At 68.3% G+C, this 19481-nt stretch carries 20 protein-coding genes and 1 pseudogene; 6 read left to right on the top strand and 15 right to left on the bottom strand.

Annotated elements, in window-relative coordinates; genetic code table 11:
- Window positions 1-99 precede the first annotated feature (99 nt).
- The 9 genes from ACU18_RS09555 to ACU18_RS09515 form a co-directional block, all read right to left on the bottom strand.
- Window positions 100-318: an NF038396 family protein gene (locus ACU18_RS09555; RefSeq protein WP_050685320.1), complete on the bottom strand. Its 219-nt coding sequence runs from the start codon at window positions 316-318 to the stop codon at window positions 100-102.
- A 2-nt stretch (window positions 319-320) separates the two neighbouring features.
- Entirely contained in the window at window positions 321-893 is a 573-nt protein-coding gene (locus tag ACU18_RS09550; protein ID WP_050685319.1) for a dihydrofolate reductase, read from the bottom strand.
- On the bottom strand, window positions 890-1693 hold the full coding sequence (locus tag ACU18_RS09545; RefSeq protein WP_050685318.1) for a thymidylate synthase: 804 nt from the start codon (window positions 1691-1693) through the stop codon (window positions 890-892). Before ACU18_RS09545 ends, ACU18_RS09550 begins: the two co-directional genes overlap by 4 nt.
- Before the next feature lie 52 nt (window positions 1694-1745).
- Window positions 1746-2171: a GntR family transcriptional regulator gene (locus tag ACU18_RS09540; protein ID WP_050685317.1), complete on the bottom strand. Its 426-nt coding sequence runs from the start codon at window positions 2169-2171 to the stop codon at window positions 1746-1748.
- Entirely contained in the window at window positions 2168-3817 is a 1650-nt protein-coding gene (locus ACU18_RS09535; RefSeq protein WP_231686041.1) for a hypothetical protein, read from the bottom strand. Before ACU18_RS09535 ends, ACU18_RS09540 begins: the two co-directional genes overlap by 4 nt.
- 51 nt (window positions 3818-3868) lie before the next feature.
- Window positions 3869-4837, bottom strand: coding sequence for an NUDIX hydrolase (locus ACU18_RS09530; protein WP_050685316.1), 969 nt, complete (start codon window positions 4835-4837; stop codon window positions 3869-3871).
- Between the two features lie 11 nt (window positions 4838-4848).
- Complete coding sequence (locus ACU18_RS09525) at window positions 4849-7098, bottom strand: RNA degradosome polyphosphate kinase (protein WP_050685315.1); 2250 nt, start codon at window positions 7096-7098, stop codon at window positions 4849-4851.
- 130 nt (window positions 7099-7228) lie between these two features.
- A complete protein-coding gene (mshD, locus tag ACU18_RS09520) occupies window positions 7229-8200 on the bottom strand; it encodes a mycothiol synthase (RefSeq protein WP_050685314.1) in 972 nt (323 codons plus the stop codon).
- Window positions 8201-8233: 33 nt separating this feature from the next.
- On the bottom strand, window positions 8234-8932 hold the full coding sequence (locus ACU18_RS09515; RefSeq protein WP_050685313.1) for a winged helix-turn-helix transcriptional regulator: 699 nt from the start codon (window positions 8930-8932) through the stop codon (window positions 8234-8236).
- 343 nt (window positions 8933-9275) lie between these two features.
- On the opposite strand from ACU18_RS09515, the gene ACU18_RS09510 reads away from it, so the two are divergent.
- From ACU18_RS09510 to ACU18_RS09485, 6 genes are all read left to right on the top strand, one after another.
- The gene (locus tag ACU18_RS09510; protein ID WP_050685312.1) at window positions 9276-10043 is read left to right on the top strand and encodes a hypothetical protein; all 768 of its coding nucleotides are present in this window, start codon (window positions 9276-9278) and stop codon (window positions 10041-10043) included.
- A 168-nt stretch (window positions 10044-10211) separates the two neighbouring features.
- Window positions 10212-10820 (top strand): FABP family protein, encoded by a 609-nt coding sequence (locus ACU18_RS09505; RefSeq protein WP_050685311.1) that lies wholly within the window; start codon window positions 10212-10214, stop codon window positions 10818-10820.
- A gap of 16 nt (window positions 10821-10836) precedes the next feature.
- Complete coding sequence (locus tag ACU18_RS09500) at window positions 10837-11559, top strand: flavodoxin family protein (protein ID WP_050685310.1); 723 nt, start codon at window positions 10837-10839, stop codon at window positions 11557-11559.
- Between the two features lie 22 nt (window positions 11560-11581).
- A complete protein-coding gene (gene ygfZ / locus ACU18_RS09495) occupies window positions 11582-12667 on the top strand; it encodes a CAF17-like 4Fe-4S cluster assembly/insertion protein YgfZ (RefSeq protein WP_050685309.1) in 1086 nt (361 codons plus the stop codon).
- Complete coding sequence (locus ACU18_RS09490) at window positions 12664-13092, top strand: ankyrin repeat domain-containing protein (protein ID WP_050685308.1); 429 nt, start codon at window positions 12664-12666, stop codon at window positions 13090-13092. Before ygfZ ends, ACU18_RS09490 begins: the two co-directional genes overlap by 4 nt.
- A gap of 47 nt (window positions 13093-13139) precedes the next feature.
- Entirely contained in the window at window positions 13140-14663 is a 1524-nt protein-coding gene (locus tag ACU18_RS09485) for a DHA2 family efflux MFS transporter permease subunit (protein ID WP_050685307.1), read from the top strand.
- Here the strand turns inward: ACU18_RS09485 and ACU18_RS09480 are convergent.
- The 6 genes and pseudogenes from ACU18_RS09480 to ACU18_RS19910 all read right to left on the bottom strand — a co-directional run.
- The gene (locus ACU18_RS09480) at window positions 14625-15341 is read right to left on the bottom strand and encodes a GNAT family N-acetyltransferase (RefSeq protein WP_050685306.1); all 717 of its coding nucleotides are present in this window, start codon (window positions 15339-15341) and stop codon (window positions 14625-14627) included. The genes ACU18_RS09485 and ACU18_RS09480 overlap by 39 nt on opposite strands.
- A 27-nt stretch (window positions 15342-15368) precedes the next feature.
- Window positions 15369-16394: an ATP-dependent 6-phosphofructokinase gene (locus ACU18_RS09475; RefSeq protein ID WP_050685305.1), complete on the bottom strand. Its 1026-nt coding sequence runs from the start codon at window positions 16392-16394 to the stop codon at window positions 15369-15371.
- Window positions 16395-16491: 97 nt separating this feature from the next.
- Entirely contained in the window at window positions 16492-17124 is a 633-nt protein-coding gene (locus ACU18_RS09470; RefSeq protein WP_050685304.1) for a response regulator, read from the bottom strand.
- Window positions 17121-18389, bottom strand: a complete 1269-nt coding sequence (locus ACU18_RS09465) for a sensor histidine kinase (protein ID WP_050685303.1) — start codon at window positions 18387-18389, stop codon at window positions 17121-17123. Before ACU18_RS09465 ends, ACU18_RS09470 begins: the two co-directional genes overlap by 4 nt.
- Before the next feature lie 16 nt (window positions 18390-18405).
- A complete protein-coding gene (locus ACU18_RS09460) occupies window positions 18406-19251 on the bottom strand; it encodes an ABC transporter permease (RefSeq protein WP_050685302.1) in 846 nt (281 codons plus the stop codon).
- Window positions 19248-19481, bottom strand: a pseudogene (locus ACU18_RS19910) (ABC transporter ATP-binding protein); the annotation flags it as partial. The pseudogene ACU18_RS19910 and the gene ACU18_RS09460, both read right to left, overlap by 4 nt.

Raw genomic sequence — 19481 nt, 5'->3', positions numbered from 1 at the left:
TTTCGTTTCACTGCAACCGCCCCGGACGGTTCCGGCCCAGCCTAGGCGGGGCAGGCCTCCGGCCGCGATGGGGCGGACTCCCCATCCAACAAGCTGTGGCTAGCCGCGGTCCGATTCCGCCAGCACCGCAGCCTTGCGCGCCCGGATGGTGTAGAAAGCGCCAAACGCAAACACCTGGGTCACCACCACCAGGATGATGGCTCCCGCGATCTTGTTGCCGCCCAGGATCATGGTCAGGCCCACAATGGCGGACAACAGCGCCAGCAGGGGGAGCAGCATGTAGCCCAGGACAAAGAGGGTTTCGGGTTTTTTCAGCATGTTCAGCCTTCAGTTCTTGACCACTTGGTGAAGCGGTACCGGGTGCCGTTGACGGCGGTCAGCCAGCCGTCCGGAGGGACTGAGGCGGCCGCCTCCCAACTGGTGCCAAGCTCGGGAGCGAAAGTATCGCCGTCGGTGGTTACATCGATGGTGGTGACCACCGCGACGTTGGCCAGGGCAGTGGCCTGCCGGAAAACCTCGCCGCCGCCCAGGATCCAGACCGTTGCACCGCCGTCGACGAACTGCGACTCCAGCAGCGCATCATCGAGCGAGGGAACCACCACGGCGCCGGCCGCCTCGGGCGTATCGGCCCAGGCCGGCTGCCGGGTGATCACGATGTTGGTCCGGCCGGGCAGGGGCCGGTACTTGTCCGGGAAGGAGAGCCAGGTTTTGCGGCCCATGATCACGGGGTGCCCCACGGTGAGGCGGTTGAAGTGCTTGAGGTCCTCGGGCAGGTGCCAGGGCATGTCCCCGTCCTTACCGATCACTCCGTCCGGCGTCTGCGCCCAGACCAGGCCCACGCCCGTGACGGAGCCGGCCAGCTGGGCCGTAAAGTCCTGCGGATCGGCGCTCATACGGCGATCGGGGCCTTGATGGTGGGGTGGTGCCGGTAGCCCACCACCTCGAAGTCAGCCAGGGTGTAGTCGAAGATCGAGGCGGGCTTCCGGGTGATCCGCAGCTGCGGGTACTCGTACGGCTCCCGCTCCAGCTGCTTGAGGACCTGGTCCATATGGTTCTCGTAGATGTGCACATCACCGCCGGTCCAGACGAACTCGCCGGGTTCCAGGCCAACCTGCTGCGCCACCATGCAGGTGAGCAGGGCGTAGGAGGCGATGTTGAAGGGGACGCCCAGGAACATGTCGGCCGAGCGCTGGTACAGCTGGCAGGAGAGCTTCCCGTCCGCCACGTAGAACTGGAAAAACGCGTGGCACGGCGGCAGTGCCATGTCGCTGAGCTCGGCCACGTTCCAGGCAGAGACGATGTGCCGGCGCGAGTCCGGGTTGGCCTTCAGGTTGTCCACGAGCTCGGCGATCTGGTCGATGTGGCCGCCGTCCGGAGTGGGCCAGCTGCGCCACTGCACACCGTAGACGGGGCCCAGGTCGCCGTCCGCATCCGCCCATTCATTCCAGATGGTGACGCCCTGGTCCTGCATCCACTGCACGTTGGTTTCGCCGCGGAGGAACCACAGGAGCTCCACCGCCACGGACTTGAAGTGGACCCGCTTGGTGGTGATCAGCGGGAAGCTGGTGGAAAGGTCAAACCGCAGCTGGCGGCCGAAAACACTGGTGGTTCCGGTCCCGGTCCGGTCCGATTTGTGCGTGCCGGAGGCCATCACATCGCGCAGGAGGTCTTCATATGGGGTAGGAATGCTCACGCCATCAAGTCTACTGGGCAATCCCGGCCGCACCGGAGAGCCGACGCATGCCTCAGGCCATCCGGAGCCGGCCACGGAGCAGGTCCAGCAGCACCTCATCGGCCAGCCCCGCGCTCCGGCCCAGTTCGATGTAACGGTCGACGGCGGCCAGCACCTCCGCGGGCACCCGGCCACCCGCCGGGGTTGCGGGAGCCAGGGCGGGGTCGGCCGCACCGTGCGTTGGCAGCAACTGCGCCCTTCCGGTGACCACGGTGCCGCCGCGCCGGCGCGATTCCACGATGCCGGCGGCGTCGAGTTCCCTGTACGCCCGGGCCACCGTGCCGGCGGCGATCCCCAGGTCGGCGGCCAGGCTGCGCACAGTGGGCAGCCTGCTGCCGGCTGCCAGCTCGCCCATGGCCACCAGCGAGCTGATCTGGGAGCGGATCTGTTCGTAGGGCGGCGTGGCGGAGCCCAGGTCCACGGTGATCCCGGCGCTCATGCCACCGGGGCAGGGCTGCGCCGGCCCGCCTTCTGGCCGGCCAGGGCGCGGACAGGGACCACAGCGATGACCACTCCTGCCGTTGCCAGCAGCACCCCTGCCAGGGGTGCGGCCTGCCAGGCACCTGCCCAAGGACCGGGGTCCAGCGGCCACGCCGGCAGGAGCGAAGGCGCTGCGAAGGAGAGCAGCGTGCCGGCCTGCACGGCCAAGAACGCCGCGAGCGTACGGAGCACCCGGTGCACGGTGATGGCGCGGAGCGCGGCGGCCAGGCCCTCGACTGGACCCGGGATGCCGCGGCGCCGCCGTACCAGCACCAGCGGCAGCGCGGAGAACGCCAGGACGCAGGCGCTGGCGACGGCGGCTGCCGGCCAGGACGCGGATACCCCCAGCTGGGACTGCCTGCCGGCCACCACGGCGATGACCGCCACCAGGGCCGCGGCTGCGGTGGCGGCGGTGGACAGAATGGCGGGCGATGCCGGCTGCGGCGGCCACTGGGCAGGCTGCCCTGCGGCGCCGTGGTTCCGGGCCAGCAGGGTTTCGCCGCCGGCCACCACCGCGAGGATGGCTCCGGCCGCCACGGCCACAAAGACCGCCGGCTGCGTCCCTGCGCCGGGAACCAGCACCGCAAAAACCAGGGGGGCCAAGGCGGCCAGTGCCATGGCGGGTCCCAGGGACACCACCAGCCGGGTAGCCGGCTGGGAAATATCCGGTGTGGCTCCCTGCCCCCGCCCGGCCGGCCGCAGCACGGCCGAAAGCTTTGGCGGCGCCCACCACCACATGGCCAGCAGCACCACAAGGTTAAGCAGGCCGGCAACGTTAGTCCACGACCCGATGCCCAGCGCCGGGTCCGGCCGGGCGGCATGGTTGCCCGCGATGGCGGCCAGACCGGACGCAACAGTCGCCGCCGTCCTCAGGAGCCGGTTCATGGCAATCGTCCGGAGCGTGTTGTTGTCCGCCAGGGACAGGGCTTCCACCTGCCGGCGCCTGCTGATCAGCACCAGGACCAGCCAGGTCCCGGCCACCAGCAGCGCCAGCGCCGACCCCAGCATGGCCGCCAGCTCGATACCGGGAATCCTGCCGTCCCCGCCAGCGGTCACAAAGCCGCCAGCTCCGTCCGGCAGGACCTCGTAATGCAGGGGAGCGTAGCCCGGCAGGGTGGCGAGCCAGCCGATCTGGATGGCGGACACAGCAACGATGGCCAGGGCCGTCCACGCCAGCGGACGGGGAAGGAAATCGCGGACCTGGCGCACGCCCAGGGTGGCCTGCCGCCGCGGCAGCCTGGGACCCGGGTAACTGTACTGGCCCAGGGCATGGACGGCCAGGACCCCCAGCACGGGCCAGGCCAGCAAGGGAAGGATGGCTCCGGGGGTGGACAGCGCGGCTTCGCCGCCGCGGGGCACGATGCCCGCCTGGCCGGCAGGCTGCAGGGAGCTGGCCAGCCAGCCAATGACACCCACCCATAAGGCATGCTGCGTCACTGAAACAGGTGACGTGCCGCCACCCGGAAGCCTGACCACCCAGCGCAGCACCAGGTAGATGCCCGCGGCCAGCAGGACCGGCCCCAGGAAAATTCCGGGCGGCACGTTGTCCCCTGAAAAAATCAGCTGTTCATCCACCGGCACTTCGTCCCCAACATCGTGAATCAATGTACTAAGTATTTGATACACAACTTGGGTTGGTCAACCGGCCGGGCCCGATCAGTCGTCGAAGGGCTTGAACTGCTCCACTGCAACGATGCGGTTCCTGCCGCCGGGCGCCACGTGGCACACCACCACCTCGCCGGGTGTCAGGAACGGCTCGGCATCCGGCAGCAGCCTGCCCAGCGGCGCGGACATATGCCGGGCCAGTTGCGCGAAAACCGTGGGCAGCGCCGGCCGGTGGGTGCAGACCGCCACCGCGCGGTTCTTGCCCAGAAGGCCGTCAATGACGGCGGCCGTCTTTCGCGGGCTGCGGTGGTGCCGGTGCTCGGTGAGGGCTTCGGCGATCTTGACCTTGGCCCCGCTGGCCTTGGCGTACGGCGCCACGGTGGCCACGCACCGCAGCCACGGGCTGGTCACCACGCGGTTGGGCTGCCAGGCCTGCAGCAGCCGGCCCACCGCCTGCGCCTGCCGGACCCCGGTCGCGGCCAGCGGACGGTCACCCTCGGCCCGGGTCCAGGAGGACCGCGGTTTGGCTTTGGCATGGCGGACCACCACCAGCGGCCAGGTGTTCAGTTGGCCGCGGCTGTGCGCCTCGCGGAGGTAGTCGAGGGGCACGACGTCGGATGGGTTGGTCAGCAGGGCGGCCGCCTTTTCGGGGGTGCACCACATCACGCTGTCGACTTCCTTGCCGTCCGGCACGAGTTTGGCGCCGTTGACCTTGACCGCCCAGTAGTACACCACCTTCAGGCCGGAGGCCACGTGGTAGTGGATCGGCGGCAACGGGATGCCCAACGGCGCGGACAGCCCGATTTCCTCCTGAACCTCGCGGACGGCGCATTCGGGGACGGTTTCGCCGTCGTCCAGCTTTCCCTTGGGCCATGACCAGTCGTCGTAGCGGGGCCGGTGGATCAGGAGGACTTCCAGCTGATCGCGCGTGATACGCCACGGCAGGGCGCCGGCCGCCGTGACGGCGATCGGTTCCCCCGGATGGTCCGTCTGGTCGGCTGTGAGTGCATCGCTTGGCAACTCAGGGGCCCTTACCGCCGGCTCAGGGTGCGCTGCCGGGGACGGGAGGCCAGCAGCCAGGACTGGACGTCCTCCAGCGGCTTGTCGTCCGGGTCCAGGTGGTGGCGGGTCCACACGCCCTGGTTGTCCAGGTGCCAGCTCGCGGTCTCCGGTGCCATGTAGCGCCGCAGCAGGTCCAGGACGTAGGCCACGTCGTCGGGACTGGCCAGCTGGACCAGGGCTTCGACCCGGCGGTCAAGGTTGCGGTGCATCATGTCGGCCGAGCCGATGTACACCACGGGGTCCCCGCCATTGGCGAAGGCAAACACGCGGGAGTGCTCCAGGAACCGGCCCAGGATGGAGCGGACGGTGATGTTCTCGCTGAGGCCTTCGACGCCGGGGCGCAGCGAACAGATGCCGCGGACCACCACATCCACCTTCACCCCGGCCTGTGAGGCGCGGTACAGCGAGTCGATGATGGCTTCGTCCACCATCGAGTTGACCTTGATCTGCACGCGGGCCGGCACGCCGGCCCGGGCATTGCGGATTTCGGTTTCGATCCGGTCGATCAGTCCTGAGCGGACCGAGCGCGGCGCCACCAGCAGGCGCTTGAACGTGGACTTCGGGGCGTAGCCGGAGAGCTGGTTGAAGAGCTTGGACAAGTCCTCACCCACCTGCTCATTGGCGGTGAGCAGGCCCAGGTCCTCGTAGTACCGGGCGGTGCGGGGGTGGTAGTTGCCGGTGCCGATGTGGCAGTACCGGCGCAGGCCGTCCACTTCCTGGCGGACCACCAGGGACAGTTTGCAGTGGGTCTTCAGGCCCACGATGCCGTACACCACGTGCACGCCGGCCTGCTCCAGCTTGCGGGCCCAGGAGATGTTGGCCTGCTCATCGAACCGGGCCTTGATCTCCACAAGCGCCAGGACCTGCTTGCCGGCCTCCGCAGCGTCGATCAGGGCATCGACAATCGGGGAGTCACCCGAGGTGCGGTACAGGGTCTGCTTGATGGCCTGGACCTTGGGGTCGGCGGCGGCCTGCTCCAGGAATGCCTGGACCGACGTGGAGAACGAATCGTACGGGTGGTGCAGCAGGATGTCGCGGCGGCGCATGGCGGCAAAGACGTTGGCTGCCTTGGACGTCTCGGACTCGTTGAGGTAGCGCGAAGTGTGCGGGACGTGCTTGGGGTAATGCAGGTCCGCCCGGTCGATCCCGGCCATCACGGACAGGCCGCGCAGGTCCAGGGGAGCGGGGACCGAGTACACCTCGGACTCCTCCACGCCCAGCTCTCGGATCAGCAGCGCCCGGATGTTGGGGTTGATGTCGTTGGCCACTTCGAGGCGGACGGGCGGGCCGAACCGGCGCCGCAGCAGTTCCTTTTCCAGCGCCTGGAGGAGGTTTTCGGCGTCGTCCTCCTCCACCTCCAGGTCCTCGTTGCGGGTGACCCGGAACGTGTGGTGCTCCAGGACCTCCATGCCGGGGAACAGCTTGTCCAGGTGGACGGCGATGACTTCCTCGAGGGCGATGAAGCGGGCCACCCGGCCCGCCACTGCACCGGCCCGGGGGCCGTCGATGGAGATCAGGCGCGGCAGCTGGTCCGGCACCTTGAGGCGGGCGAAAAGTTCCTTATCGCTGACCGGGTTCCGGACCACCACGGCAAGGTTCAGCGAGAGGCCCGAAATGTAGGGGAACGGGTGCGCCGGGTCCACCGCGAGCGGCGTGAGGATGGGGAACACCTTTTCGGCGAACATGATGCTCAGCTGGTGCTGGGCGGCGTCGTCGAGTTCCTCCCAGTGCATCAGGTGGATGTGCTCATAGGCCAGGGCCGGGCGGATCTGCTCGGCGAAAACCTGCGCGTGGCGCTGCTGCAGCCGGTGCGCCTCCTCGCTGATGCGCTCCAGGACGTCCATGGGGCTCAGCCCGGCGGGGGAGGGCAGTGCCAGGCCGGCGGCGATGCGGCGTTTCAGGCCGGCCACGCGGACCATAAAGAACTCGTCCAGGTTGGAGGCGAAGATGGACAGGAAGCTGACGCGTTCCAGCAGGTGCAGGGTGGGATCCTCGGCAAGTTCCAGGACCCGTGAATTGAAGCTGAGCCAGCTCAGCTCGCGGTCCAGGAAACGGTCCGGCCGGATGTCACCTTCAGGCTGCGGGTTCGGCGCAAACTCGGGAATGTCGATCCGGTCCTGTGTGGCCCGGGACGCCGGAACCTCGGACGAGCCGAAGCGTGCGCGGACAGGGACTGCAACGTTTTTCGACGTCGCTGTTCCGGACGGTTCCGGGGTCATGGTTTCTCCTTCTACCTGGCGCAAAAAAGCTGCCTTGCGGCCTGCGCAGTTCTCCATCAACCTTACAAGCATTCACTTCCCGGACCGGCCCGGATTTCGCCCCTGCCGGGGCATGTGTCAGACGTTTGGATTAACTTTTGGCCAACGGACCGTACATCACGTCCATATCCCAACGGGTGAACCCCAGGGAACGGTACAGCGACACCGCCGGGGCGTTTCCCGCGTCGGTGTAAAGCATCACGGCGTGCAGTCCACGCTCCTGCAGGTGCCGGATGCCGGCCACCGTCAGGGCCTTGCCCAGTCCCATGCCCTGCGCTGCCGGGGTCACGCCCACCACATACACCTCACCGATGGCGGGGTGCTGCCCATGCCGGGGGTGCACCTTGGTCCAGTGGTAGCCCAGAAGCAGGCCGTCCGCATCCTCGGCCAGCAGGAAACCGGCCGGGTCGAACCATTCCTCAGCCATCCGGGCGTCGAGATCGGCCCGCGTCAGGTTGCCCTGCTCCGGGTGGTGGGCAAACGCGGCTTTGTTGGCGGCCAGCCAGGCGTCCTCGTCCCGGCCCGGTTCGAAGGCGCGGATGGCCACACCTTCCGGCAATGCAGTACCGGGCAGGTCGGCGTCCGCCGTGGCCAGACGCATCTTCCACAGTTCACGCACCGGGCCGAAGCCGTAGCGGGCCGCGAGTTCGGCGGCGGCCTCATGGTTTCCGTGGGACCAGGCCTTCAACCGGTCCAGTCCGCGGTTTTCCTGCAGTGCGCCCACCAGCCGGTCCGCCACGCCCTGGTTGCGGTAGGCGGGGTGTACAGCGATCTCCAGGACCGATTCGCCGTCCGTTTCGGCCACCACCACGGCGAATCCGGCCAGGTCCTGGCCGGTGGCAGGATCGGAGTCCTCGTCCGGGGCGTACAGGGCCAGGGTCAGCAGGGAGTGCGCGGCCGAATCCCCGGCCCGCAGGAACACCCACGTCTGTTCGGAGATGGACGGGTTGCCGTCGGATTCCTCCGCCGCGGCCAGGAGGCTGCGGCAATCGTCAAGGAGTTGCCGGTCAACCCCGCCTCGGACAAGGTGGACCGGCCATTTCTCGGGGTGCGCAGGAGTCATGATGCAAGGCTATACGCCGAACCCGGCCAAGGCTCAGGCTTCGGTGAGCTCGTCTTCCTGCTGCCGCACCAGGGTGAGCCGGTACCCCACGTTGCGGACAGTGCTGATGAGGTTCTCATGGTCCGCGCCGAGCTTGGCGCGGAGCCGCCGGACGTGGACGTCCACAGTCCGGGTGCCGCCGTAGTAGTCGTAGCCCCAGACTTCGGTGAGCAGCTGCTGGCGGGTGAAAACCCGGCCAGGGTGCTGGGCCAGGTATTTGAGGAGCTCAAATTCCTTGAACGTCAGGTTCAGCGGGGCGCCGTTGACGCGGGCGGTGTAGCTGGCCTCGTCGATCACCACGCCGGCGGCGCGGATCTCGCTGGGCGCGTCGTCCTTCTCCGGGACCGCCCGGGCCACGGAAAGCCGGATGCGTGCTTCCACTTCGGCCGGGCCGGCGGATTCAAGCACAATGTCGTCCACGGCCCAGGCGGAGGAAACGGCAGCCATGCCGCCCTCGGTCAGGATCAGGACCAGGGGCGCGCTGAGCCCGGTGGCCTTCAGGAGCTGGGTCAGGGAGCGGGCGCCCACCAGGTCCTTGCGGGCATCCAGCAGCACAATGTCGCAGGGGTCCGTTTCCAGCAGGGCCGTGGGCTCGGCGGGCAGGATGTGGACCCGGTGGTTCAGCAGCTCCAGGGCAGGCAGGATGTCCACCGAAGAACCGGTGCTGTTCGTCAATAACAGGATGTGCGACATTGTTCCTCCAAGGGGCCGTCCGCGCATCGTTGGGCGACTGAGCCGGGTTTTCACCGGCCGGTACTGGCTTCCCGCAGCGGATTCGGGCCGGTCAAGTACGGGCCGGCCGGCCACCTCAGCGGGGAGCTTAGCTGATTCTTGAGTATACCCGGCAGGACCTCCGCAGCTACGGATCCGGAGCCGTGGGGGTCCCGTTTTGCGACATAACCAGTTCATATAAGGCAGGATTGGCTGGAGGGCGGACTCCGTCCTGCCACGACGGGGCGCACCGCCCCGGACAACCGACGCCAGGATGGGATTGCAGCGCAGTGAGTGCAGAAACCAAGCACAGGCCCGGGTCCCCATGACGGCGGACCTGCAGGCCCCCGTGCGTTCCCTGGGCTCCTGGAGCATCGGCGTGGTGGGCCTCGCCGGGCTCGCGGCCATCATCGCCGGCGTCTATTCCTCCCGCGAGGCACTGGTGGTGGTCGCCGTCCTCATTGCGGCCGCCGTCGGCATCGGCTGGCCGCATTTCCTCCGGATCCCGGCCAAAAAGACACTTGCCGCCGTGATCGGGCTGTCCGGCGCAGGGGCCGCCCTCGCCGCCGCCGCGACGCCGGCCCCTGGGTTCCTGGACTGGACCCCGGCGTTCATCGCGGTGGGGATGATGGCCGTGTTCCTGGTCCAGCTGATCCGGGGGACGGGGCAGGCGCAACGCCTCGAATCCACCCTTGGCTGCTGCGTCGGTGTCCTGTTGTCCTGCCTCGGCGCGGGCTGGATTGCCGGCGCCCGGTTCAACGGTGTCCGGGAGATGCTGCTGGTCGCCGCGGCCAGCGCCGCCGTCGCCCTCCTCACGGGCCTGATCCGCTGGCCGGACAGCATCGTTGCGCCCCTGGGTGTGGTGCTGGCCGGACTGGCGGGTCCGCTGGCAGGGCTGGTCATCTCGGACATCGCCGTCCTGCCGGCCGCCATCTTCGGCGTGGTGGTGGGTGCCGTCCTGGCCAGTTTCCGGCGCCTGGTGACACTTCGCGGCGCTCCATTGAACTTTGCCGCCGCCCTGGGGATGGGCCTCGCGCCGGTCTCCGCCGTCGGCTCCCTCGCCTACTTCATAGACAAACTCCTCATCTACTGACGCGTTAGGATTGCACCATGTCCATTCTTGCCTTTGAAATCTTCTTCCTTGTCCTGCTCGGCATCGCGAGCCTGTCCATGGCCTGGTTCGCCGGTTTTGTGGTCTACCGCCTCTTCAAAGGCCAGAAGTAGACCCGTCCCGAACCAGCTGTCTCCCGAGGTATTTGCTGTGCCTATTGAAATTCCCACAGACCTGACCCCCGAACTCGTTCCCCTCTCCTGGCTCATCGGTGAGTGGGAAGGCCGCGGCCGGTTGGGCAGCGGCGACGAGGAATCCGAGCATTTCCTGCAGCGGGTTTCGTTCACCCACAACGGGTTGCCCTACCTCCAGTACCGCGCCGAAAGCTGGTTGACTGACGACGAAGGCACGCAGCTTCGGCCGCTCACCGTTGAGACCGGTTTCTGGGCGCTGGAGCGCAAGCAGCTGGACGCCGACGGCGGCCCGGGGCTGATTCCCGCTGACATCGTCCCGGCCCTGAAGAGCGCCGACGAAGTCGAAGCCCTTCGCAACAGTGAGGGCGGATTCGACATTTCGGTGTCGATTTCTCACCCCGGCGGCATCTCCGAGCTGTACTACGGCCAGATCAAGGGCCCGCAGATCCAGCTCAGCACCGACATGGTGATGCGCGGCAGCCATTCGAAGGACTACAGTGCTGCCACCCGCATCTTCGGCCTGGTGGACGGCAACCTCCTGTGGCGCTGGGACGTCGCATCCGGAGGAGTTGCCGGCAAAGGACTCGAAGCCCACGCGTCGGCGTTCCTGACGAAAGTATCCTGACGCAAGGAGCAGCACAGTGGAACAGACCGGCAGTGCGGGCGGCTTCAACGGGCTTAAGGCAGTGTTCTTCAACGGCACGCTGAAGAAGTCACCCCAGACCAGCAACACTGACGGACTGATTGAGATCAGCCGCCGGATCATGGAAAAGCAGGGTGTGGGCACCACCGTGATCAGGACGGTTGACCACAACATCGCCAGCGGCGTGTACCCCGACATGACCGAGCACGGCTGGGCCACCGACGAATGGCCGGACCTGTACCCGCTGGTCCAGGACGCGGACATCGTGGTGGTGGCAGGGCCCATCTGGCTGGGCGACAACTCCTCCGAGACCCGCAAGCTCATCGAGCGGCTGTACGCGCATTCCGGCCAACTCAACAGCAAGGGCCAGTGGGCGTTCTACCCCAAAGTGGGCGGCTGCCTGATCACCGGCAACGAAGACGGCATCAAACACTGCGCCATGAACGTCCTGTACAGCCTGCAGCACGTCGGCTTCAGCATTCCGCCGCAGGCCGACGCCGGCTGGATCGGCGCCGTGGGCCCCGGCCCCAGCTACCTCGATCCGGGCTCGGGCGGACCGGAGACCGACTTCACCAACCGCAACGCCACCTTCATGACCTGGAACCTGCTGCACCTGGCCAAGCTCCTCAAGGACGCCGGCGGGTATCCCGCCTACGGCAACCTCCCGGAGGAATGGCAGGCCGGCACCCGGTTCGATTTCGAAAATCCGGAATACCGCTAGCCTCCAAGGACTTCTACTTCATATGACTACACCCAGCCCTCTGCTGTCGCGCCCCGGCGCCGTCGAAGCGACCGGTCCGGACGCCGGCGTCGCATCCCACTACGGCGAGCCGCTGCGGGAACAACGGGCACTGGCCGCCGGCACCGCCGTTGTGGACCTTTCGCACCGCGGCGTGGTCACCGTCAGCGGGCCGGACCGGCTGAGCTGGCTGAACACCCTTTCCTCCCAGCAGGTCACCGCCCTCGCGCCGGGGGAGTCCACCGAACTGCTGCTGCTCAGCGTCCAGGGCCGGATCGAATTCGACGCCAGGGTCATTGACGACGGCGGGACCACCTGGCTGATTGTCGAGGCGGCGGAGGCTGCACCGCTGGCGGAGTTCCTGAACAGGATGAAGTTCATGCTCCGCGTTGAGGTGTTGGACGCCTCCGCCGACTGGGCCGTGGTGGGCACCGTCAAGGCGGTACCCGGCTGGGCGGACCTGCTGGCCTGGCAGGATCCCTGGCCCCACGTCGGCGCCGGCGGCTACTCGTACGCTGTGGTCCCCGCCGAGGGGCACCCCGGCCTGGACCGGCCCTGGTTCGAGTACCTGGTGCCTGCAACCCGGCTGGAAGCTATCGTGGCGGACCGCCCCCTGGCAGGCGTCCTTGCCGCGGAGGCCCTGCGTGTGGCCGCCTGGCGACCCCGGATCGGCGCGGAAACCGACGACAAAACCATTCCCCACGAACTGGACCTCCTCCGCACCGCCGTGCACCTGGCCAAAGGCTGCTACAAAGGCCAGGAAACCGTTGCGCGGGTCCACAACCTGGGGCACCCCCCGCGCCGCCTGGTGTTCCTCCAGCTGGACGGTTCCCAGCACACCATGCCGGCTGCCGGCAGCCCCGTGCTGCTGGGCGAACGGAAGGTGGGCGCCGTCACTACAGTGGCCCAGCATTACGAGATGGGCCCCGTGGCCCTGGCGGTCATAAAGCGTTCCGTGGCACCGGATGAAATACTGACGGTCCTGGACGGCGATGAGCCGTACCCTGCCGTCCAGGAAGCCATCGTTGCCCCGGATGCCGGCCAGGTTGTGGGGCGCCAGACCGGATTCCTCAGGGGGCCCCGACCATGACCGATCCTTCCAGCACCACACCCGAGCCTGCTGCAGGCCAGGCCCAGGCTCCCGACCAGGACGCCGTGGAGCTCGCGCACACCCTGTTCCAGGCCGCCCGGGAGGGCAACACGGAACTGCTCCGCGCGTTCCTGTCCGCCGGTGCCCCGGTGGCCCTGACCAATGCCGCCGGTGACTCGCTGCTGATGCTGGCGGCGTACCATGGACAGGTGGACGCGGTCCGGCTCATCCTTGAGCATGGCGCCTCCGCCGACGCAGCCAACGACCGCGGCCAGACGCCGCTGGCCGGAGCTGCCTTCAAGGGCTACACCGACGTGGCCCGCGCGCTGCTTGAAGCAGGCGCGGACCCTGACGCCGGCCAGCCCTCCGCCCGGGCCGCCGCGCAAATGTTTGCCCGCACGGAGATCCTGGATCTCCTGGGCTAGGTCTCCCGGATCCGCCGGGCAATCTGCAATCTCTTAAGGATGACCGAGTGGAAATCGTAGCCAAGCCGTGGCCGGCATTGTGGTCCCTGGTGATCGGGTTCTTTATGATCCTCATCGACACCACCATTGTTTCCGTAGCCAACCCGCGGATCATGGAGGGCCTGAACGCCGACATCAACTCCGTGATCTGGGTGACCAGCGCCTATCTCCTGGCTTATGCGGTTCCCCTGCTGATCACGGGCCGGCTGGGTGACCGGTTCGGGCCCAAGAAGCTCTACCTCACTGGTCTGGTGGTGTTTACCCTCGCCTCGCTGTGGTGCGGGCTCTCCGGCAACGTCGAAACACTCATCATGGCCCGCATCCTGCAGGGCCTGGGCGCCGCGCTGATGACGCCGCAGACCATGGCGGTCATCACGCGGATCTTCCCGCCGGGCGGCCGCGGCCCTGCCATGGCCGTGTGGGGTGCCACCGCCGGCATCGCCACCCTGGTGGGCCCCATCCTGGGCGGTGTCCTGGTGGACGGCCTGGGCTGGGAATGGATCTTCTTCATCAACGTCCCCGTCGGGATCGTGGGCTTCATCCTGGCCCTGCGGAATGTCCCGTCGCTCAAGACCCACCCGCACCGGTTCGATATCCCCGGCGTGGTGCTCAGCGCCGTCGGCCTCTTCCTGCTCGTTTTTGGCATCCAGGAGGGTGAGACCTACAACTGGGGCACTATCACCGGGCCCATCAGCGTCTGGGGGCTGATCATTGCCGGCATCCTGGTGCTGGTGGCCTTTGTGGTCTGGCAGCGCTTCAACAAGGGCGAGCCGCTGCTGCCGCTGGAGCTGTTCCGGGACCGGAACTTCTCGCTGGCCAACATCGGCATCACCACCGTGGGCTTCACCGTCACGGCGTTCAGCCTGCCGCTGATCTTCTACTACCAGCTGGTCCGGGGCCTGACGCCCACCCAGTCGGCGCTCATGATGGTGCCCATGGCCCTGATTTCCGGCGGCCTGGCCCCGGTGGTGGGCAAGCTCGTGGACCGCGTTAACCCCAAGTACATTACGGCCACCGGCCTGGCCCTGATGGCCGTGGCGCTGCTGTGGAACTCCGCCCTGATGCAGCCGGACACCCCCATCCTGATGTTCCTGCTGCCCAGCGCCGTCCTGGGCTTCGCCAACGCCGGCATCTGGGCGCCGCTGAGCACCACCGCCACCCGCAACCTGCCGCCCCGTCAGGCCGGAGCCGGTTCAGGGGTCTACAACACCACCCGCCAGATCGGTGCGGTCCTGGGCAGCGCGGCCATCGCCGTGCTCATCCAGTCCCGCCTCGCTGCCGAACTGCCCGGCGGCGGTTCCGGTGCGGCAGCCGGCGGCGGGCTGGGCATGACCGGGACCCTTCCGGATGCCCTGCAGGGCGGATTCTCGACGGCGATGGGCCAGTCGATGCTGCTGCCCGCCGCCGTCATCGTGGTGGGGGCAGTCGTGGCCCTGTTCTTCGCCAAGCCCCAGCCGGTTCAGGCGTGGGGCGGCGCCGACGCGGCGCCCGCCTCAGCCAAGGTGGACGCTGGTCTGGATTCCGCCGGCTGACAGTCCCAGATGGCGGGCCAGCGCCAGCGCTCCTGTGTTGCTGACGTCCGCCCGCCACTGGATGGTCAGTCCCGCAGCCAGTGCCTCGTGCGCCGCGATGGAGGCCGCCACGGTACCCAGGCCGCGCCGCCGCCACTCCGGGTCCACCAGGACGCCGAGGTGCGCCAGCAGGCCTTCCCGCTCCGTGTACGCGCCGCAGGCCAGCGGCAGCCGCCGGCCAGCCACCTCATGGATGATCGTGTAGCGGTTCTCGAGATCTGACAGGCCCACCTCGTTGACGTCGTCCGGCGGGCACCTGCTTTCCAGCTCGATCGCCTCGGGGCTGCCGTGCGAGACGGTCATTTCCCCGGCCACCTGCTTCAGCGGCAGGTCGTCGGCGAAGAACAGCGCGGCGGCCCCGAGCCCGTGCCCGCCGTGGGACCGGGTCAGGGTCAACAGTGTCACATGCTGGGCCAGGTCGGCGTCCGGGACGGCGGCGGCGGCGTCGATCAGACACTGCGGACCCACCAGCGCCGAACTTCCGAACAGCCGGACGAACTCCACGGTCCGGGCCGATTCGTCGGCCCGGACCACACGGTCCCCGGTTGCCAGGGCGTCGCCGAAGGCGTGGTCGTCAAGGCCCAGCCGGCGGGCCCAGGCGAGCTGGATGATGGCGGCGGAACCGGCGTCGAGAGTCATGGTCCCAGCCTAGGGCGGCGCGCGGGCTCAGCCGAACAGGACCGCTGCCTCGTCGTAGCGCTTCTGCGGGACGGTCTTGAGCTGCCCCAGCGCCTCTTCGAAGCCCACGTGCTCGATGTCCGTGCCCTTGAGTGCCACCATGGTGCCCCAGTAGCCCTCCACCACGGAGTCGATCGCGGCCATACCCAGCCGGGTGGCGAGGACCCGGTCGAACGCGGACGGTACGCCGCCGCGCTGGATGTGGCCCAGGATGGTGGCGCGGGTTTCGATGCCGGTCCGGGCCTCCAGCTCGGGGGCCAGCTGGTCGGCGATGCCGCCAAGGCGGGGCCGGCCGAAGGTGTCCAGGCCGCGCTCCGAGTGCGGGGACTCCATGTGGTCCGGCACGAAGCCTTCAGCCACCACCACCAAGGGTGCGCGGCCGCGGGCGTGGGCCTCCTGGACCCATTCGGTGATCTGCTCGATGCTGGTTTTCTGCTCCGGGATGAGGATGGCATGCGCGCCGGCGGCCATGCCGGCGTGCAGCGCGATCCAGCCCACGTGCCGGCCCATGACTTCGGCGATCATGCAGCGGTGGTGGGACTCGCCGGTGGTGCGGAGCCTGTCGATGGCTTCGGTGGCGATCTGCACGGCGGTGTCGAACCCGAAGGTGTAGTCGGTGGCGTCGAGGTCGTTGTCCACGGTCTTGGGGACGCCGACGATCTTGAGCCCGGCGTCCGTCAGGCGCTTGGCTGCCGCGAGGGTGCCCTCACCGCCGATCGCGATGATGGCGTCGATGCCCAGCCGGTCCATGTGGGCTTTGATGACCTCGGGGCCGCCGCCGTTTTCGAACGGGTTGGTGCGGGAGGTGCCCAGGATGGTGCCGCCCTGCTTGGCGATGCCACGGACCATGGTGCGGGGGATGTCGATGATGTCACCCTCCACCACACCGCGCCAGCCGTCGAGGAATCCGACGAATTCGTGGCCGTGGATGGCGATGCCCTTAAGGACGGCCCCGCGGATGACAGCATTCAGCCCGGGGCAGTCGCCACCGCTGGTGAGGATTCCTATTTTCATGTTTCGGCTCAAATCCTGGAGAGAGGGTTTACAGGCAGAGCGCCACGCTGAGCTCACATAGATTGTAGTGGGCTGTGTGGGGTACGACACAAACCGGTCACAATAGGCCCCGCTCCAGGGCGACCACCACGGCACGGGTCCGGTCGTCCACATCGAGCTTGTTGAAGACGCGCAGGAGGTGCGTTTTGACGGTCGCTTCCGCGATATGGAGCCGGGCGGCGACGTCCGGGTTGCTCAGTCCCTGCGAGACGCAGCGGAGCACTTCCACCTCGCGGGCGGTCAGTTGCGGCCTCCCGGGTTCCCGCAGGCGGGACACCAGGCGTGCCGCCACCGGCGGGGCGAGGACCGTCTCTCCGCGGGCTGCGGCAAACACCGCGTCGATGATGACGCCGCCGGGGGAGTCCTTCAGGAGGTAGCCCACCGCCCCGGACTCCACGGCACGCACTATGTCCGCGTCGCCGTCGTACGTGGTCAGGATCAGGACCTTGGTCAGCGGATGCCGGTCGCGGATCAGTGCCGTGGCCCCGGCCCCGTCCAGGACGGGCATCCGCAGGTCCATCAGCACCACGTCCGGGGCGTGGGTGGCCACGGCTGCCACCGCTTCCTGCCCGTCGGCGGCCTCGGCCAGCACCTCGATGCCCGCTGCGGTCCCCAGGAGTGCCGCGAGGCCGCCTCGGACCACCGGGTGGTCGTCCGCCAGGACCACGCGGACGGTTGCCGTTGGACTCATAGTGATGCCTCCTTGCCGGCATCCACTGCGATGGTATCCACTGCAGGCGCGGCGACGGGCACCACCGCTGTCAGGATGGTTCCGCCGGCGTCGGAGGCCAGCTCCAGCCGGCCGTGGATCTCGGCCAGCCGGGCGGCCATGGAGGTCAGGCCGAACCCCGTGTGGGGGCCCTGCGGGTCGAAACCATGACCGTCGTCGCTGACCACCAGCCGCAGCCCGGCGCCGCCGGCCGGGCCGGTCACGCGGACGGCCAGGCGCGCCTGCGACGCGCCGGAGTGGCGCCTGACGTTGTTCAATGCCTCTTGCGCCGTCCGCAGCAGCGCTACCTGCTCCGAGGAGGTCAGCGGCGGCAGCACGGCGGGAATGTCCACCTCCAGCCGGATCCCGTCCAGGTGGAGGGTGTGGGGAAGCCGGGCCAAAGCAGCCAGCAGGTCCCCGCCCGTGACATCCGTGGGCACCCCGGACGCCACCAGGGACCGGGCCTCGGCGAGGTTTTCCCGGGCCGTCCGGGCGATGGCCGCCAGTGTTCCCGCCAGCGCGGGGGCGCCTGCCTGGTCCTGCCGGCGAAGCTGCGCCTGGCCGGCTTCGGACAGCATGGCAATCGAGGTGAAGCCCTGGGCCAGGGTGTCGTGGATTTCCCGGGCCATCCGTTCGCGTTCGGCCAGGGCGCCCTGGGCCTGCTGGGCGGCGTTGAGGTCGCTCCTGGTGGCCTCGAGCTCGGCCAGGAGCTCGGCCCGCTGCTCACTTTGTTCGATCACGCGGGAGATCCACAGCCCGATCATGCAGCTTGCCACCAGCGAGAGCACCAGCTGCGCGGAAATTTCATAAACCACCGTGCCGCCGACGCCCCACCTGCTGAACTGGCCCGCGGCAACCCCCACGCACAGGACCACCGTGGCCGCGATGCCCTGGCGCTGGGAGGCGGTGAACATCCACACCTGGGGGAAGGCCACAAACAGCAGGGCGCCTGCTCCGTTGTGCACAAACGACAAGAACACCACCACCAGCACCAGGACCACCACATAGATGCCGGACCTGCCGGTGCGAAGGTCAACCGGCCTGGTCAGGAACGGATACGCCGCGGCCAGCACCCCCATGGCCCCCACCATCCACGGAGTGCCGGGGGTGACGGGCTGGCCGAAGACGGCCAGGTACATCAGGCTTGCCAGCGCCGCATAGAACCCGAGATGCCACCAGAGCATCGAGGTGCTCCACACGGAGCGGGCAGGCAGCAGCCGCTCGGTCCGGCCGCCGTAATTGTTCATTGATGCACCCTACCGGTCATTTCTGTGGCGGCCACTTGAAGGCGAGCCGGGCCAGGACGGCTCCGGCCACCACCCACACAGCCAGGACCACAAAGGCTGTGCCCACACCGTAGCTGCCGCCCGGTTCCGCCGCCGCGAACTGCGGGGGAAGGAACACGGACCGGAAGGCGCCGGCGGTCCACCGCAGGGGGAAGAAGTTCGTCACCGACTGGAGCCAGTCCGGCAGTTGGGAGAACGGGAAGTAGACCCCGGAGGTGAAGGAGAGCAGCAGTACCGGCAGGACAGCCAGGGTGGAGGCGCTCTGCGCCGACTTGGGCAGGGCGGTAAAGGCGATGGCCACCGTGGCCCATGCAGCGGTGGACAGCACCATCAGCCCTGCCACCAGGGCCCACTGTCCGGGTTCGTCCGGCATTGGGACGTTGAAGAGGAAGCGGGCTGCCAGCAGCAGCAGCGCTGTCTGGGCCACGATGAGGTACAGCGTCTGCCCGGTCTTGCCCAGGAAGTAGGATGCGGCGGGAAGCGGGGTGCCGGCCAGGCGTTTGACGGTGCCGTTGAAGCGTTCCGTGGCCACGTAGCTGCTCAGGTTCTGGAAGCCGCTGAGGATGGTGCTCAGGGCCAGCATGCCGGGCAGGTAGTAGTGGGCGGGGGTGATGCCGCCCTGCCCGGAGGGGTCGGCGCCGAACACCGGCTCATCACCAAAAACCGTGCCGAACAGCGACAGCATCAGGATGGGGAAAAAGAGCACCAGGACCAGTGAAAGCACATCCCGGTTAAATAGCTTGATCTCCAGTGCGGCGCGGTGGAGCCCCAGCCGGAGGACCGAGGGTTTCCATGGTGTGGCGGGGGAACTGAGGGCAGTCATGGCCGTGCTCCTGTCAGTGCCGGCTCCTGCCGGTTGGAATCGATGAGCTGCAGGTAGATGTCCTCGAGGCTGGGGCGCACCACAGCGAGGTCCAGCGGTTCCCGCCTGCCGCCGTCGGAAATGTCCCGGACCAGTGCCGCAGGACTTGCTGTCGTTTCCTCGTGGTGTCCCGCGGCGTCACGCCAGCGGACGCGGGGGATCCGGAGCTCCGGACCGCCGATATCGGCGGG

The organism is Arthrobacter sp. ZBG10, assembly GCF_001238605.1.
In the GTDB taxonomy this organism is placed as follows: Bacteria; Actinomycetota; Actinomycetes; order Actinomycetales; family Micrococcaceae; genus Arthrobacter.
The sequence above is the reverse complement of the archived record's forward strand: the minus strand, read 5'-3'. Positions and strand labels throughout refer to the sequence as shown.